Annotated in this window: 2 pseudogenes; both read right to left on the bottom strand. The window is 65.1% G+C overall.

Going from position 1 to position 17,890, the window contains the following annotated elements:
- Nucleotides 1-117 precede the first annotated feature (117 nt).
- Nucleotides 118-7,872: pseudogene (locus M5B43_RS27260) on the bottom strand (amino acid adenylation domain-containing protein); the annotation flags it as partial.
- Nucleotides 7,873-8,060: 188 nt separating this feature from the next.
- Nucleotides 8,061-17,882, bottom strand: a pseudogene (locus M5B43_RS12845) (amino acid adenylation domain-containing protein); the annotation flags it as partial.
- Nucleotides 17,883-17,890: the final 8 nt, after the last annotated feature.

Genomic DNA, 17,890 nt, shown 5'->3' with positions numbered 1-17,890 from the left:
CACCTGGCGAACTTCGGCCGCCGGCACCACCGGCAACTGCTCGAACGGTGTGTGGGGTGCCTGCTCCAACGCCTGCACCAGCTGTTCCACGGCGTTGAGCAGGTAGCCGCAGATGCGCTGCGCCTCCAGGGGCGAGACCACCAGGGCACTGAGGTTGAATTGCACGCCCAGGTCATCGACGCTGAGAGTGATCGGGTAGTTGGTACGCTCTTCGGCATACAAGAAGTACATGCCGCGCCACGCCTCGTCGTGTGCGGCAACGTCGTCGACCACACCGCTGTGGCGGTAATTGAGCAAGGCACTGAACAACGGCGTACTCGCCGGCACCCCGCTGCAACGTTGTGCCAGGGCCAGGGACGCATGCTCATGACCAAGCAATGCGGTCAGGCGTGCATGGGTGGACTTGACCGCTGAGCGCACGCCCGCAGCATCGACATCGACCCGCAATGGCAAGGTGTTGATAAACATGCCCAGCGCGCGGTCCGCACCTTCACCGCCTTGCATGCGCCCGAGCAACACGGTGCCGAACACCACCTGTTGGCGCCCCGACAACGTACCGAGTACACGCGCCCAGGCCAGGTGAAACAGGCTGGCCGCACTCACGCCGCTCTGGCGCGCCTGTTCACGCAGACGCAGGCTCAAGTCGATATCGAGCAGGTGCGTGGCTTCGCCCACCCCATGCCCATCGCCTTGCACGTCCTGCAGGCCGAACGGCAAGGTCGGCTCATCGATATCACCGAGCATGTCACGGAAGAACCGCTCGTGCTCTGCCTCGGAACTGCCCAGGCGAGCCTGGGCCACGTAGTTGCGGTACGGCACCGCATGGCCCAGTTGCTCCGCTTGCCCCAGCAGGTGCATGCGCATTTCCTGTTGCACCACGTCGAGCGCGGTGTGGTCCATGGCCAGGTGATGGAACATCAACAAGGCGACCACACGCTGGTTAGCCTCGTCATGGGCATACACGATGCGCATCAACGGCGCCTGGGTCAGGTCCAGACGATAATGACGGGCGTCGAAACACTCACGCAGTTGGCTCGCGACGTCAGCGCCGCGGGCATCCACGTGTATCTGCTCGACCCCCAGTACGGCTTTGCGCCAGACCACTTGCACCGGGTTTTCCAGACCTTGCCAGACCAGGCTGGTGCGCAGGATGTCATGGCGATCGATCACCGCCTGCAACACCTCGGCGAACACCTGAAAACGCTCCAGGTTGTCAAAACCGTAAGTCGATTGCAGCAGGTAGGGATCACCGGTTTCGGCACGGATATGGTGGTAAAGCACGCCTTCCTGCAACGGTGCCAGCGGGTAGATATCCTGCACGTTCGGCGCACCGCCCGGGATATGCGCGACGATATGCTCGATGCTCGCCTGATCCAGTGTGACCAGCGGCAACAGTTCGGGGGTAATGCGCGTGCACTCGGGGCTGATCAGGTTGGCCGGCACGGCCACTTCACGGCCACTGCCCACGGCGGCGGCCAACGCTGCCAGGGTTGGCTGGCGGAACAGCACGCGCACGTCGGCGCTCAGGTCGGCCTGGCGCATGCGCTCGATCAGGTTGACGGCCAGCAGCGAGTGCCCGCCCAGTTCAAAGAAGTTGTCGTGCCGACCGACCTGCTCGACCTTGAGCACATCGGCCCAGATCTGTGCGAGCACGTTCTCCACGTCGCCTTGCGGCGCTTCATAGCCGCGGCTGAGCAAGGCGTCCTGATCGGGTGCGGGCAAGGCTTTGCGGTCGACCTTGCCGTTGTTGGTCAGCGGCAGGCTGGCCAGGCGCACATAGGCGCTCGGCACCATGTAGTCCGGTAACTGCGCTTGAAGGTGCTGATGCAGCGCCTGGATGTCGACCGCGTCATGCTCAGTGAAGTACGCCACCAGGCGCTTGTGCCCGGGTTCGTCTTCACGGGCGAGCAACACGGCGTCCTTGATGTGTGGATGTTCTCTGAGGCGCGTCTCGATCTCGCCCAACTCGATGCGAAAGCCACGGATTTTCACCTGGTGGTCATTGCGCCCGACGCATTCGAGCAGGCCATCCGCCGACCAGCGCCCAAGGTCGCCGGTGCGGTACAGCCGTGCACCCGTGTGCGGCGCGAACGGATCGCGCACGAACTTCTCGGCAGTCAGCTGCGGCCGGTTCAAATAGCCCAGTGCAAGCCCGTCACCACCGATACAAATTTCGCCTGTCACCCCCAGCGGCACTGGCTGCAACTGCGCGTCCAGCACATAGATTTGCGTATTGGAAATCGGCCGGCCGATCGCCACGCTTTCAGCCCCTTCGGCAACCGCCGTGACTTCATGGGTGGTGGCGTAGGTGGTGCTTTCCGTCGGCCCATAGCAATGCACCAGCCGCAGATGCGGCGCGTGCGCCAGCAGGGTTCGGAACGCCGCCGGATCAGCTCGTTCGCCACCGCATAGCAGCACGCGAAGGCCGGCCAGAGCGTCCGGAATCATCTGCACGTACTGGTTGAACAGCGCCGTGGTCACAAACAGAATGCTTGCGCCACCGGTTTTCAAGGCCAGGCCGAAGGCAGCGGGGTCGAGCAACGTGGCATGGTCGATCACCAGTACCTGGCCGCCATTGAGCAGTGGGCCCCACACGTCCATGGTACTGGCATCGAACGCCGGGTTGGAGGCAAACGCTACGCGGTCGTGTTGATTGAAATCGGTATAACCGTTGTTGATCACCAACCGCGTGATCGCCCGGTGCGGTACCAATACACCCTTCGGTGTGCCGGTGGAGCCGGAGGTGTACATGATGTACGCCGCCGTCTCGGCCGATTGCGCCAGCGCCGGGTTGCTGTCGGGACCAGCGCTCAGGTCCAGGCGGTCGAGATCCAGGCGACGCGCACCCAGCGGGGCCTCGATCGAGCCCACGCTGAGCAGCAGCTGTGCCCCGCTGTCCACGACCATGAAACCTTGACGGTCCAGCGGCGCATTAACGTCCAGCGGCACATACACCGCCGCGCACTTGCTGATTGCCAACTGGCTCACCAGCAGGTCCACGGAGCGTTCGAGCAGGATCGCCACGCGATCGCCCGGCGCCACGCCCTGGCCGATCAAGTGATGGGCCAGGCGGTTGGCCCGTGCATTCAACTCGGCGTAAGTCACCCGTTGTGCCGTGTGCACGGCGGCCAATGCCGTCGGTTGCGCGGCAGCGAGGACTTCGAAAATCCCGTGGACGGTCTGGGTCTTGGGGTACGTGCGCGCGGTGGCGTTGAAGGTCGTCACCACCTGCTCACGCTCATCGGCCGGCAGGATCGCCAGCGTGTGCAGCGCGGTCGTGGACGATTGCTCCAGTGCCTGCACCAGGTGTTCCAATGCCTGATGCATAAACGCGCACAGGCGTTGCGCCCCCACTTCCGGCAGGGTCAACACCGTCAGGCTGAAACCGTCACCCCATTCATCGACGTTCAAGCTCAGTGGGTAGTTGGTGCGTTCTTCGCAGCCCAACCCTTCCATGCCCTGCCAGGCTTGTTGAGTCTGTGCCGCTCCATCGCCCACACTGCTATGGCGGTAGTTGAGCAGCGCACTGAACAATGGCAACGGGGCCAGCACCTGGCTGCAGCGTTGCGCCAGGGCCAGCGAGGCATGCTCATGGCCCAGCAGCGCGCTCAAGCGCGAATGCGCCTGGCGTACGCCGGCGCGGGCATCGCGACTGTCCACATCAATGCGCAACGGCAAGGTATTGATGAACATCCCCAACGCCCGTTCGGCGCCTTCACCGCCGAGCATGCGGCCCATCAATACCGTGCCGAAGACCACGTCTTGCTTGCCGGTGACACCGGCCAGTACCTGGGCCCACGCCAAGTGGAACAGGCTCGCGGCACTGACGCCAAGGTGGCGCAACTGGCTGCGCAAGCGCCGGTTCAATTCGGGATCGACGTCCAGGCCGGCCTCTTCGATCGTCTGGGCATCGCCCTGCACATCCTGCAGGCCGAACGGCAACGTCGGTTCGTCGATGTCGCCCAATAACTCGCGGAAGAATGCCTCGTGTTCTTGCTCGCTGACGCCCAGGCGCGCCTGGGCCACGTAATTGCGATACGGTACCGGTACCGGCAGTTCAGCGCTCGGGTCCAGCAGGTAGGCCTGCATTTCCTGGGTCACTACCTCCAGCGCGGTATGGTCCAGGGCGATGTGATGGAACAACAGGATCGCGACCACACGCTGGTTGGCCGGGTCCTGGGCATGCACCAGTTGCATCATGGGTGCGCGGGCCAGGTCCAGGCGATGCTGGCGAGCGCCAAAACGCTGCTCCAGTTGGGCAAGTACATCACCGTTGGCGGTATCTACCACCACGTTCTGCACGTCCAGTTCGACGTTGCGCCACACCACCTGTACCGGCGCCGGCAGGCCCGCCAGCACAATCGAGGTACGCAAAATGTCATGCCGGTCGATCACGGCCTGCAACGCCTGTACAAACGCCTGCAAGCGTTGGCTGTCGGCAAAGCTGAAACGCGCCTGGAGCAAATACGGGTCGCCCTGCTCAGCGCTCAGGTGGTGGTACAGAATGCCTTCCTGCAGCGGTGCCAGCGGGTAGATGTCCTGCACATTGCCGACACCGCCCGGCACGCTGGCGACGATACGGTCGATGCTGACCTGGTCCAGGGTGATCAGGGGCAACAGGTCCGGAGTAATGCGTTGGCAATCAGCCTGGATGCGGTTGGGTGCAACCGTCACTTCACGGCCATGGCCGACGGCCGCGGCCAACGCCGCCAGCGTCGGCTGGCTGAACAGCACACGCACATCGGCGTTCAAGCCGGCCTGGCGCATGCGGCTGACCAGGCTGACCGCCAGCAACGAATGCCCGCCCAATTCGAAGAAATGGTCATGGCGCCCGACGCGCTCGACCTTGAGCACATCGGCCCAGATCTGCGCCAGGGTGGCTTCCACTTCGCCCAGCGGCGCCACATAGCTGCGGCTGAGCATGGCCTCGTGGTCCGGCTCCGGCAGGGCCTTGCGGTCCAGTTTGCCGTTGGCGGTCAGCGGCAGGTGGTCCAGGCGTACATAAGCGGACGGCACCATGTACTCCGGCAGCTGCGCCTGCATAAAACCGCGCAGGGTTTCGATGTCCAGCGCCTCGCGCTCGGTGAAATAGGCGATCAGGCGTCCGTCGCGGGCCAACACCACCGCTTCACGGACCTGCGGGTGCGCGCCCAGGCAGCTGTCGAGTTCACCCAGTTCGATGCGCACGCCGCGGATCTTCACTTGGTCATCGTTACGCCCCAGGTATTCAAGGTTGCCGTCAGGCAGCCAGCGCGCCAGGTCGCCGGTGCGGTACATGCGCGCCTGCGGTTTGGCACTGAACGGATCATTCACAAAACGTTCGGCGGTCATTTGCGCCCGGTTCAAGTAGCCCCGCGCCACCCCGCCGCCACCGACATACAGCTCACCGGTCGCGCCCAGCGGCACCGGCTTGAGTTGTGCATCGAGCAGGTAGACCTGGGCGTTGGCCACCGGTTTACCGATGTGCAGGGGCTGCCCGGCTTCAATCACACCCGACGTCGCCACCACCGTGGCCTCGGTCGGGCCGTAGTTGTTGACCAGGGTGAACGATTGCGCCTGGCTGAACTGACGCAGGCGGTCGCCGCCGATCAGCAGGGTCTTGAGGGTGGGGTGCTGCAGGTTCTGGCTGAAGGCGTACTCGGCCACCGGGGTCGGCAAGAAGCTGACGTCCAGCGGCTGCGCCCGCCACCAGGCCAGCAGCGCATCAATGTCTTCATTGCCGTGGGCCGCCGGCGGCAGATGCAGGGTCGCGCCCACGCACAAGGCCGGCCAGACTTCCCAGGCCATCGCGTCGAAACCAAACCCGGCGACACTGGAGGTGTGGCTGCCTGCGTGCAGGTCGAACGCCTGGCAGTGCCAGTTCACCAGGTTCTCCAGGGTCTGGTGTTCGACCATCACGCCTTTGGGCAGGCCGGTGGACCCGGAGGTGTAAATCACATACGCCAGGTGCGCCGGGGTCAGGCCGGCGATGTGTGGATTGTCTTGCGCAGGCCCTTGCAGCCGGCGACTGTCGAGTTCCAGCACGGGTACTTGCAGGGCCGGCAAACGCTCAGCCAGGCCCGGCTGTACCAGCACCGCCACCGGGGCACTGTCTTCGAGCAGGTAGCCGATGCGGTCCAGCGGGTGTGCCGGGTCAATCGGCACATACGCCGCGCCGGCCTTGAGGATCGCCACCAGGCCGACCAGGGTTTCGAGGCTGCGGCGCGCGCAGATCGCCACGCGATCGTCCGGCCGCACGCCCAGTTCAAGCAGTTGTAGGGCCAGGTGGTTGGCCTGCTGGTTCAGCTCGGCATAAGACAGCGCCCGCCCGTCGCAGACCACTGCGACCGCCTGCGGGTCGCGCAGCACCTGTTGTTCGATGCGCTGGTGGAGGGTCAGCCCGCATGGGTAGTCGGCCTGGGTCTGGTTGAAGCCTTTGAGCAGTTGTTCACGTTCGGCACTTGGCAACACCGGCAGTTGGTTGATAGCTATCGATGAGCCTTGCTCCAGCGCCTGCACCAGATGTTCCAGTGCGGTGAGCATGTATTCGCAAAAACGTTGCGCGCCCAGCACCGGCAACGCCTGGACGGTGAAGGCAAAACCGTCGCTCAGTTCATCGACACTCAGGGTCAGCGGGTAGTTGGTGCGCCCTTCGGTATGGAAGAACTCGATACCGCGCCATGCCGCCTGGGCCTGGGCGGTCCCAAGGTCAGGGGCACTGTGGCGATAGTTGAGCAAGGCACTGAACAAGGGGTGCGGCGCCGCCACTGCGCTGCAACGTTGTGCCAGCACCAAGGGCGCATGCTCATGCCCGAGCAACTCGGTGAGCCGCGCATGGGTCGCCTTGAGCGCGGCCGCCGGGCTGTGCTCGCCCACGTCGACGCGCAGCGGCAGGGTGTTGATCAGCATGCCCAGCGCATGCTCGGCGCCTTCGCCACTTTCCATGCGCCCGAGAAATACCGTGCCGAAGACCACCCGTTCATTGCCGGTGACCGCCGCCAGCACCTGGGCCCACGCCAGGTGACACAGGCTGGCCGTGCTGACGCCCTGCTGGCGGGCCTGGGCGCGCAGGCGCCGGCCCAACGCCGTCGGTACCGCCAGCTCGGCCTCTTGCAGTACGTGGCCGTCCCCTTGCACATCCGCCAAGCCAAAGGGCAGCGTCGGTACGTCCACGTCGCCGAGCATCTCGCGGAAAAACGCCTCGTGCTGCTGCTCACTGACACCCAGGCGTGCCTGGGCCACGTAATTGCGGTACGGCACCGGCTTGCCCAGTTGCGCAGATTGGCCCAACAGGTAGTGCTGGATTTCATGTTGCACCACCGCCAACGCGCCGTGGTCGGAGACGATGTGATGTAACATCAGCAACGCCAGCCAGCGATCATTGAGCGGATCTTGCGCATAGGCGATGCGGATCAGCGGCGCCTGGTTGATGTCCAGGCGGAAATGCTGGCTGTCGAAACGCTGCTCCAGTTGCTGGCGAATATCGCCGGCAGCCGGGTCCAGGGCGACGGCTTCCACGTGCAGGCGCGCCTGGCGCACGACCACTTGGTGGGGTTCTTCCAGGCCGTCCCACAACACGGCGGTACGCAAGCTGTCATGCCGGTCGATCACGTGTTGCACGGCCTGGTTGAAGTCGTCCAGGGATTGGCGGTTGTCCATGCGGATCGTGAATTGCAGCACGTAGGGGTCGCCCTGCTGCGCGGACAGGTGATGGAACAGAATGCCCGATTGCAACGGGGCCAGCGGGTAGATGTCCTGGATGTTGGCCGCTCCGCCCGGGATGCACGCGACGATGCGCTCGATGCTGGCCTGGTCCAGTGTCGTCAGCGTCAGCATGTCTGGGGTGATATGCGTGCAATCGGCGGGGATGCGGTTAGCCGGCACCGTGACCTGCCCGGCGCGTTCGGCACAGTACTCTCCGGCGTTGATCAAGGCGATCAGCGCGGCTTTGTGCTCACGCAGCGACGCCAATACGCTGGGTTCCTTCAACGCTTGCTTGTTGCCCTGCACCACGAGTTGGTCACCCTTGACGGCAAGCTGAACGTCTTTTTCTTTTAATGTCGCCAACAGTTCGAGAACACTCACAGGACCATCTCCATTCTTTCTGTAATTTCGGCGTATTCCCAAAGGGTGGGTTGCTTGAACAGCGCCTTGACGTTTGCATCGATGCCTTCCTGGCGTAACCGCCCGATCAGGCTGACGGCGAGTAATGAATGGCCGCCCAGTTCAAAGAAATGGTCATGTCGACCAACCTGGTCGACCTCCAGCAACTCAGCCCAGAGCCGGGCCAGTGCGATTTCGGTGTCGGTCACCGGCGCTTCATACTCACGCGTACGCAATGCCGCGAGGTCTGGTGCCGGCAGGGCCTTGCGGTCGAGCTTGCCGTTGGGGCTCAGTGGCAGCGCCTCAAGGTGCACGAACAATTGCGGCACCATGTAGTCCGGCAATCGCGCCAGCAGGTGCGTGCGCAAGGCGTCGGCCTCGGCCGGCACGCCGGTGTAATAGGCCACCAGGCGCTTGTCGCCCGGCACGTCCTCGCGGGCCAGCACCGCGGCTTCCTGGATCTGCGGGTATTCGCCCAGACGTGCCTGGATTTCCCCCAGTTCGATGCGCAGGCCGCGAATCTTGACCTGGTCATCGTTGCGGCCCAGGTACTCGATATTGCCGTCGGCCAGGAAGCGCCCGACGTCGCCGGTGCGGTACAGGCGCCCGGTATTGAAGGGGTTGTCGAGGAAGCGTTCGGCCGTCAGTTCCGGGCGGTTCAGGTAGCCACGGGCAACTTGCACGCCACCGATAAACAGTTCGCCGCTGACGCCCAGTGGCGCCGGCTGCAAGTGCTCATCGAGGACATAGAGGTAGGTATTGGCGATCGGCTTGCCGATCGGCGTGTTGTCCGGGGTCGTCGGCCCGGCGCAGTCCCAGGCGGTGACGTCCACCGCCGCTTCGGTCGGCCCATAGAGGTTGAACAAGGCGCTGGCCGGCAGTTGCTGCTTGAAGCGGCGCACCACGCTGCCCGGCAGTGCCTCGCCGCTGCACATCACCCGCACCAGCCCGGCCGCCTGGCTGACATCGCCGTGGGCGAGGAACACTTCAAGCATCGACGGTACAAAGTGCAGCGTGGTGACACGTTCGGCCTGGATGATCTCGCACAGGTACGCGGGGTCCTTGTGCCCGTCAGGACGGGCCATGACCAGGCGCGCCCCGGTCAACAGCGGCCAGAAGAACTCCCACACCGACACGTCGAAGCTGAACGGGGTTTTCTGCAACACCGTGTCGCTGGCGTCGAGGCCGTAGGCTTCCTGCATCCACAGCAGGCGGTTGACCACCGCGCGGTGTTCGTTGATGACGCCCTTGGGCTTGCCGGTGGAGCCGGAGGTGTAGATCACGTAGGCCTGGTGTTGTGGGGTCAACTCGGCGATCAGCGGGTTGCTCGCCGGCTGCTGTTGCCAGGTGAGGCACTCCACGTCGACGACCGGCACGTCGAGGTGACCCAGCAAGGCACGGGTAGCGCCTTGGACCAGGACCACGGCCGGCGCACTGTCTTCTAGCATGTAGGCCAGGCGCTCCAGCGGATAGGCCGGGTCCAGCGGCACATAACCGCCGCCGGCCTTGAGGATTGCCAGCAAGCCAACCACCATTTCCAGGCTGCGTTCGACGCAGATCGCCACCCGCGAATCCGGCACCACACCGAGCTCGCGCAGATGATGGGCCAGGCGGTTGGCGCGCTCGTTCAGCGCGCGATAGCTCAGGTGCCGGGCGTCCGCCAATACTGCGACGGCGTCCGGTGTGCGCGCCACTTGGGCTTCGAACAGGCCATGCAGGGTTTGTTGCAGCGGGTAGTCGCGGGCCGTGTCATTGAACGCCAGCAGCACGGTTTCACGCTCCGCGGCCGGCAGCACCGAGCGTTGCTGCAAGGCGCTGTGCGGGTCGGTCTCCAACGCCTGCACCACGTTGTGCAAAGCCGTCTGCACATAGTCGACCACGCGCTGGGCATCCACCGCGATGGCCTGTATGTTCAAGCGGAAGCTGTCACCTTGGTCATCCACGTTCAATGCCAGCGGGTAGTTGGTGCGCTCCTCGCTGGCCAGGGTCTCGATGCCTACCCAGGCGTCACGGGTCTGATGCATCACGCCATCGCTGGCGCTGTGCCGATAGTTGAGCATCGCGCTGAACAATGGCGCCGGCGCGGCCACGCCACTGCAGCGCTGGGCCAGGGATAACGAGGCATGCTCGTGGCCCAGCAGCGCCGACAGGCGTGCGTGGGTAGCGCGCACGCCGGCCTGTACACTGTGCTGGCCGAGGTCGACGCGCAGCGGCAAGGTGTTGATGAACATCCCCAGCGCACGATCAGCCCCTTCGCCGCCCTGCATGCGCCCGACCAGGACCGTGCCGAACACCACGTCCTGCCTGCCCGAGACCGCGCCCAGCACCTGGGCATAGGCCAAGTGGAACAGACTGGCCACGCTGACCCCAAGGGTGCGCGCCGCTGCGCGCAGACGCCGGCTGACGTCCACCGGCAAGGTCTGGGTGACTTCAGTCACCGTGTTGCCGTCGCTCTGCACGTCCTTGAGGCCGAACGGCAGCGTCGGCTCGTCAACGTCGCCGAGCATCTCGCTGAAGAAGCGTTCATGCTCCTGCTCAACCCCGCCCAGGCGCGTCTGGGCCACGTAGTTGCGGTAAGGTACCGGCGCCGGGAGTGGCTCGGTGGCGCCCAACAGGCTGGCGGCCATTTCCCAACTGACCACCTCCAGCGCGGTGTGGTCCAGGACCATGTGGTGGAACAACAGCACCGCCACGGTACGGTCGTTGCGCTCGTCGCGGGCGTAGGCCAGGCGCATCAGGGGCGCCTGGCTGACGTCAAGGCGGTAGTGCCGCGCGTCAAAGCGCGCATGCAACTGGGTCAGGATATCGCCGTCGGCCGGGTCGAGGATCAGCTCCTGCAGCGGCAACTCGGCTTTGCGCCACACGACCTGCGCCGGGGTGCTCAAGCCCTCCCAGACCATCCCGGTACGCAGGATGTCGTGGCGGTCGATCACGCCTTGCAGGGCGTGGGCAAAACGCTGCAAACGCTCGTGGCTGTCAAAGGCCATTTGCGACTGCAGCAGGTAGGGATCGCCCTGCTCGGCCGTGATGTGGTGATAGAGAATGCCTTCCTGCAACGGCGCCAGGGCATAGAGATCCTGCACATTGGCCACGCCGCCCGGAACCTGGGCAATGACATGGTCGATACTGGCCTGGTCCAGGCTGATCAGGGGCAACAGGTCCGGGGTGATGCGTTCACACGCGGCGCTGATCAGGTTGGCCGGCACGGCCACCTCACGCCCCGAACCGACGGCAGCAGCCAGCGCCGCCAGGGTCGGCTGGTTGAACAGCACACGCACATCGGCGCTGAGGTTGGCCTGGCGCATGCGTTCGATCAGGCTCACGGACAGCAACGAGTGGCCGCCCAGTTCAAAGAAGTTATCGTGACGACCGACCTGTTCGACCTTGAGCAGATCCGCCCAGATGTGCGCCAGCGCGCTTTCCACTTCACCTTGCGGGGCTTCGTAGCCGCGGCTGAGCAAGGCGTCCTGGTCCGGTGCCGGCAGGGCCTTGCGGTCGAGTTTGCCGTTGTTGGTGAGCGGTAGGCTGTCCAGGCGCACATAGGCGGCGGGCACCATGTAGTCCGGCAGCTGCGCCAGCAAGTAGTCGCGCAGCGTCGCGACCTCCACGCTGTCGCGCTCAGTGAAATACGCCACCAGACGCTTGTGCCCCGGCGCGTCTTCACGGGCCAGCACCACGGCGTCCTTGACGTGTGGGTGCTCGCTCAGACGCGTCTCGATCTCGCCCAGCTCGATACGGAAACCACGGATTTTCACCTGCTGGTCGTTACGCCCCAGGTACTGCAAGGTCCCGTCGGCGCGCCAGGCCACGAGGTCGCCGGTGCGGTACATCAAGCCGGCGTCACTGAACGGGTCAACGAGGAATTTCTCGGCGGTGAGGTCGGCACGGTTCAAGTAGCCCAAGGCAACGCCCTGCCCGCCGATATACAGCTCACCACTCACCCCCACCGGCACCGGTTGTTGCTGCGCATCCAGCACGTAGGCACGGCTGTTGCCGACCGGCCGACCAATCGGAATACTGCCCTCCTCGGCCGAGGTGACTTCAAAGGTGGTCGAGAAGGTAGTCGCTTCGGTCGGGCCATAACCGTTGAGCAGGTGCTGCGGCGCGCCGTCTTTCAGCACCCGGGCAATCACGCTCGGGTCGAGCACATCGCCGCCGACAATCAGGTAGCGCAGCTGCTTGAACACCGGCAGCAGCCCCTCGGCGTACTGATGGAACAGCCCGGCAGTCATCCACAACACACTGACGGCCTGCTGCTGCAACAGCGCAGCAAAATCGGCCCGGGACAACAGCGTGTCCTGGTCGACCACCACCACTGCACCGCCGTTGAGCAACGGCGCCCACACGTCCAACGTACTGGCGTCGAACGCCGGGTTGGAGGCAAACGCCACACGATCCTGCTGATTGAAATCGGCATAGCCGTTGTTGATCACCAACCGCGTGATCGCCCGGTGCGGTACCACTACGCCCTTCGGCGTGCCGGTGGAGCCGGAGGTGTACATGATGTACGCCGCCGTCTCGGCCGATTGCTCCAGCGCCGGATTGCAGTCGGGGGTGTCAGTGAAGTCGAGGCGGTCCAGGTCCAGACGACGGGCGCCCTCGGGCACCTCGACCGAGGCCAACGCCAGCACCCACTGCGCACCGCTGTCCGTAACCATGAAGCCTTGACGGTCCAGCGGTGCGTTGACGTCCAGCGGCACATACACGCCCGCGCACTTGCTGACGGCCAGTTGGCTGACCAGCAGGTCCAGCGAGCGCTCCAGCAGGATTGCCACGCGCTCGCCCGGTGCCACGCCCAGGCCGATCAAATGGTGGGCCAGTTGGTTGGCACGCCGGTTCAACTGCGCATAGCTCAAAGACTGCTCGCCCTGCACCGCGGCCAGTGCCAGCGGCTGCGCGGCCACATGCTCTGCGAACCGCGCATGCAGGGTCTGCGTGCGCGGGTAGTCCCTGGCGGTCGCATTGAACCCCTGCAGCACGTGCTCGCGCTCGGCCCCAGGCAGCATCGAAATGCCGTTCAGTGGCGCGAACGGCGTGTGCTCCAGGGCGTCGACCAAGTGCTCGATGACGGTATTGAAGTAAGCACAGACTTTCTCTGCACCGATCTCGGCCACCGCCAATGCACTCAGGCTGAACAGCTCGCCCAGGTCGTTGACGCTGACACTCAACGGGTAATGGGTGCGCTCATGCACGTCAATCACCTCAATGCCGCGCCACGCGCGCTGGTACTCGGCCAGCGCGGCCGCCGAGGGCTCGGCACTGTGCCGGTAGTTGAGCAAGGCACTGAATAACGGTGTGGCGGGCGCGACACTGCTGCAGCGTTGCGCCAGGGCCAACGAGGCATGCTCATGGCCAAGCAAGCCGCTCAGGCTGGCGTGGGTGGCCTTGACCGCCGTCTGCACCGCTTGCGTGTCGACATCGACGCGCAACGGCAGCGTATTGATAAACATACCCAGTGCGCGGTCGGCGCCGTCACCGCCTTGCAGGCGGCCCATCATCACCGTACCGAACACCACGCGGTCGGTCTGCGCGACCACGCTCAATACCCGCGCCCAGGCCAGGTGGAACACGCTGGCCGGGCTGACGCCCAGTTGCCGCGCACGCGTGCGCAAGCGCCGGCTCACAGTCGCGTCGAGGGTCAGGCTGGCTTCGTCGATGCACTCCCCGTCATCTTCGACGGTCGGCAGGCCAAACGGCAGGGTCGGCTCGTCGATGTCCGCCAGCATCGCGCGAAAGAACGCCTCGTGTTGCTGCTCACTGACCCCCAGGCGCGCCTGGGCCACGTAGTTGCGATACGGCACCGCCGCTCCCAGGCGGTCGGCCTGCCCGAGCAGGTGGGCTTGCATTTCATGCTGCACCACCTCCACGGCGGTGTGATCAAGCACCAGATGGTGGAACAGAAAGAACGCGGCGACCTTCCCGTTCGCCACGTCGTCGGCGTAGACCACGCGCATCAGCGGCGCCTGGCTCAAATCGAGGCGGGTATAACGGTTCTGCACGTCAGCGCGCAGCTGCTCGACGACCGGCACGTCGCCAAGGGTTGGCTTGAATGCTTCAACCGCCAGCTGTGCGTGACGCAACACCACCTGCATCGGCTGTTCGAGACCCTCCCAGAGCACCGCCGTACGCAGGATGTCATGGCGCTCGATGACCTGTTGCAACGCTTGGCAAAACGCCTGCAGGCACGCGTGGTCATCGAAGACGAATTGCGATTTGAGCAGGTAGGGATCGCGCTGCGCAGCCGACAAGTGCTGGTAGAGAATGCCTTCCTGCAAGGGTGCCAGCGGGTAGATGTCTTGCACGTTGGCCACGCCACCGGGCACGGCAGCCACGATCAGGTCGATGTTGGCCTGGCTGAGCGGTGCCAGCGGCAGCAGGTCCGGAGTGATATGGCGCAGGCCCGGCACCAGCAGGTTGGCCGGCACCTGCACTTCGTGGCCACTGCCCACTGCCGCCGCGAGCGCGGCCAGGGTGGGTTGGCTGAACAGCACGCGTACGTCGGCATTGAGCCCGGCCTGGCGCATGCGTTCCACCAGGTTGACGGCCAACAGCGAGTGCCCGCCCAGCTCGAAGAAATGGTCATGGCGCCCTACTTGCTCGACCTTGAGCACATCCGCCCAAATGTACGCGAGGGTGGTCTCCACCTCGCCCTCAGGTGCGGCATAACCCCGATTGAGCATCGACTCCGGACCCGGCTCCGGCAGGGCCTTGCGGTCGAGCTTGCCGTTCGCGGTCAGTGGCAGGCTGTCCAGGCGCACATAAGCGCTCGGCACCATGTACTCCGGCAACTGCGCCTGCAAGGCGCTGCGCAGGGCCTCGATGTCCACGGCGGATGGTTGATGCTCAGTGAAATACGCCACCAACCGACCGTCGCACGCCAGCACCACCGCTTCGCGGATCTGCGCCTGCTCGCCCAGGCGGCTTTCGATTTCACCCAGCTCGATGCGCACGCCGCGGATTTTCACCTGGTCGTCATTACGCCCCAGGTACTCCAGGGTGCCGTCTTCACCCCAACGCACCAGGTCACCGGTGCGGTACATGCGCGCCTGCGGGTCGCGGCTGAACGGGTCCTTGAGGAAGCATTCGGCGTTCATTTGCACGCGATTGAGGTACCCGCGTGCCACCCCGGCACCGGCCACATACAGCTCACCGGCCACCCCTTGGGGCAACAGCTGCTGGTGCGCATCCAGCACGTAGACCTGGGCGTTGGCCACCGGTTTGCCGATGTGCAGGGACTTGCCGGCTTCGATCAGGCCAGAGGTCGCGACCACCGTGGCTTCGGTCGGGCCGTAGTTGTTGATCAGTTTGAAGCGCCGCGGCGTATTGAACTGGCGCAGGCGGTCGCCGCCGATCAGCAAGGTCTTGAGCGTCGGGTGTTCCAGCGGTTGGCTGAAGGCGTACTCGGCCACGGGCGTGGGCAAGAAGCTGACGTCCAGCGGCTGTTCCCGCCACCATTGCAGCAACGCCTCAATGTCTTCATGGGCTTGATGGGCGGGCGGCAGGTGCAGGGTCGCGCCGACGCACAAGGCCGGCCAGACCTCCCAGGCCATCGCATCAAAACCGAAGCCGGCGACGCTGGAGGTATGGCTGCCGGCGTGCAAGTCGAACGCATCGCAATGCCAGTTCACCAGGTTTTCCAGGGTCTGGTGTTCGACCATCACGCCTTTGGGTTGGCCCGTGGAGCCGGAGGTATAGATCACATAGGCCAAGTGCGCCGGGGTCAGGCCGGGCACTTGGGGGTTACCGGTCGATGCGGCGGGCCAGGTCTTGGCGTCGAGGTCGATGATCGGCACCGACAGCCCGGCGACGCACGCGGCGGTGGCCGACTGCACCAGCACCGCAACAGGGGCGCTGTCCTGCAACAGGTAGGCAATGCGTTCCTGTGGGTGTGCCGGGTCCACCGGTACGTAGGCGGCGCCGGCCTTGAGGATCGCCACCAGGCCGACCAGGGTGTCGACGCTGCGCCGAGCACAGATCGCGACGCGGTCATCGGGGCCGACGCCCAATTCGATCAGCTGATGGGCCAGTTGGTTGGCCCGCTCGTTGAGGTGCTGGTAGCTCAGGTGCTGCTCGCCCTGGCACACGGCCAACGCCTGGGGCTGCGCCAGCGCGCGGGCCTCGATCAAGGCGTGAAGGGTCTGGCCGCGTGGGTAATCCCTTGCGCTGCGATTAAACCCGAGCACCTGGCGGGCACGCTCGTCAGCGGGCACGATCGGCAACGCCTGCATCGGTGTGGCGTGGCCCTGCTCCAAGGCGTCGACCAGCGTGTGCAGCGCGGTGAGCAAATAGCCGAGGATGCGCGGCAACGGCATGCTGGCCACCCCTTGCAGGGTCAGGTTGAAGTCCTCACCGACGTCATCCACCGACAGCACCAGGGGATAGTTGCTGCGCCCCTCGCCGCCGAGCAACTCGATACCGTCCCATTGCGCCACGTTTGTCGTCGGCGCCAGGCTCTGGCGATAGTTGATCAAGGCGCTGAACAACGGTGTGGGCGCGGCCACGCGGCTGCAACGCTGGGCCAGCGCCAACGGTGCGTGCTCGTGCCCCAGCAGGCGCGTCAAGCGCGCATGGGCGGCCTTGGTCGCGGCCTGTACGTCCAGCGCCCCGACATCCAGGCGCAGCGGCAAGGTATTGATAAACAGCCCCAGCCCGCGCTCACTGCCTTCAGCGCCGCCCATGCGCCCCATCAGCACGGTGCCGAACACCACGTCGTCGCGCCCGCTGATCCGCCCCAGCACCTGGGCCCAGGCCAAATGATGCAGGCTGGCGACGCTGACCACCTGTTGCCGGGCCTGGGCACGCAGGCGCCGGCTCAAGTCAGCGTCCAGCACGTGAGCCAGCTCGTGCACCTGCGCGTCGCCCTGGACATCCTGATGACCGAACGGCAAGGTCGGCTCATCCAGGTCACCAAGCATGTCGCGGAAGAACCCTTCGTGCTCCTGCGCCGTCGTGCCCAGGCGCGCCTGGGCCACATAGTTGCGGTACGGCACCGGCGCGCCAAGTTGCTCGACACCGCCGTACAGACACGCGTGGATCTCCTCGTACACCACCTGCATGGCGACGTGGTCAATGGCGATGTGATGGAACAGCAGCATCGCCACCCAGCGCTGGTTGGCCGGGTCTTCGCTGAAAACCACCCGTAGCAGCGGCGCCTGGCCCAAGTGCATGTGCAGGGCGCGGGCGTCGAAGCGCCGGTACAACTGCTCGGTAATCGGCCCCTCGGCCGGGTCCAGTGCCACCTCGTTGATCACCAGTTGCGCCTGGCGCCAGACCACCTGCACCGGCTCATCCAGGCCCTCCCAGACAATGCTGGTACGCAGGATGTCGTGACGATCGATCACCTGCTGCACAGCCTGGGCAAACGCCTCCAGGCGTGGCCGCGTGGTGATCGCGAACTGTGAGCGCATCAGGTAAAGGTCCCCTTGGCGCGCCGTCACGTGGTGATAGAAGATCCCTTCCTGCAGTGCCGCCAGCGGGTAGATATCCTGCACATTCGCCACGCCACCCGGGACCTGGGCGACGATATGGTCAATGCTCGCCTGGCTCAGGTTCACCAGTGGCAGCATCGACGGGCTGATATGGGTGCAATCGAGCGCGATGGCGTTGGCTGGCACGTCGACCTGCCCGGCGCGCTGCGCCGAGTAGTCGCCGGCGTTGATCAAGGCAATCAGCGCGGCCTTGTGTTCGCGCAGCGAAGCCAGCACACCCGGCTCGCTCAAGGCCAGCTTGTTACCCTGCAACACCAGTTGATCGCCTTTGACGGACAGCTGCACATCCTTTTCTTTCAGTGTCGCCAACAGTTCGATAA

The sequence above is a fragment of the Pseudomonas sp. MWU15-20650 genome (assembly GCF_023242475.1).
Taxonomy (GTDB): domain Bacteria; phylum Pseudomonadota; class Gammaproteobacteria; order Pseudomonadales; family Pseudomonadaceae; genus Aquipseudomonas.
The sequence above is the reverse complement of the archived record's forward strand: the minus strand, read 5'-3'. Positions and strand labels throughout refer to the sequence as shown.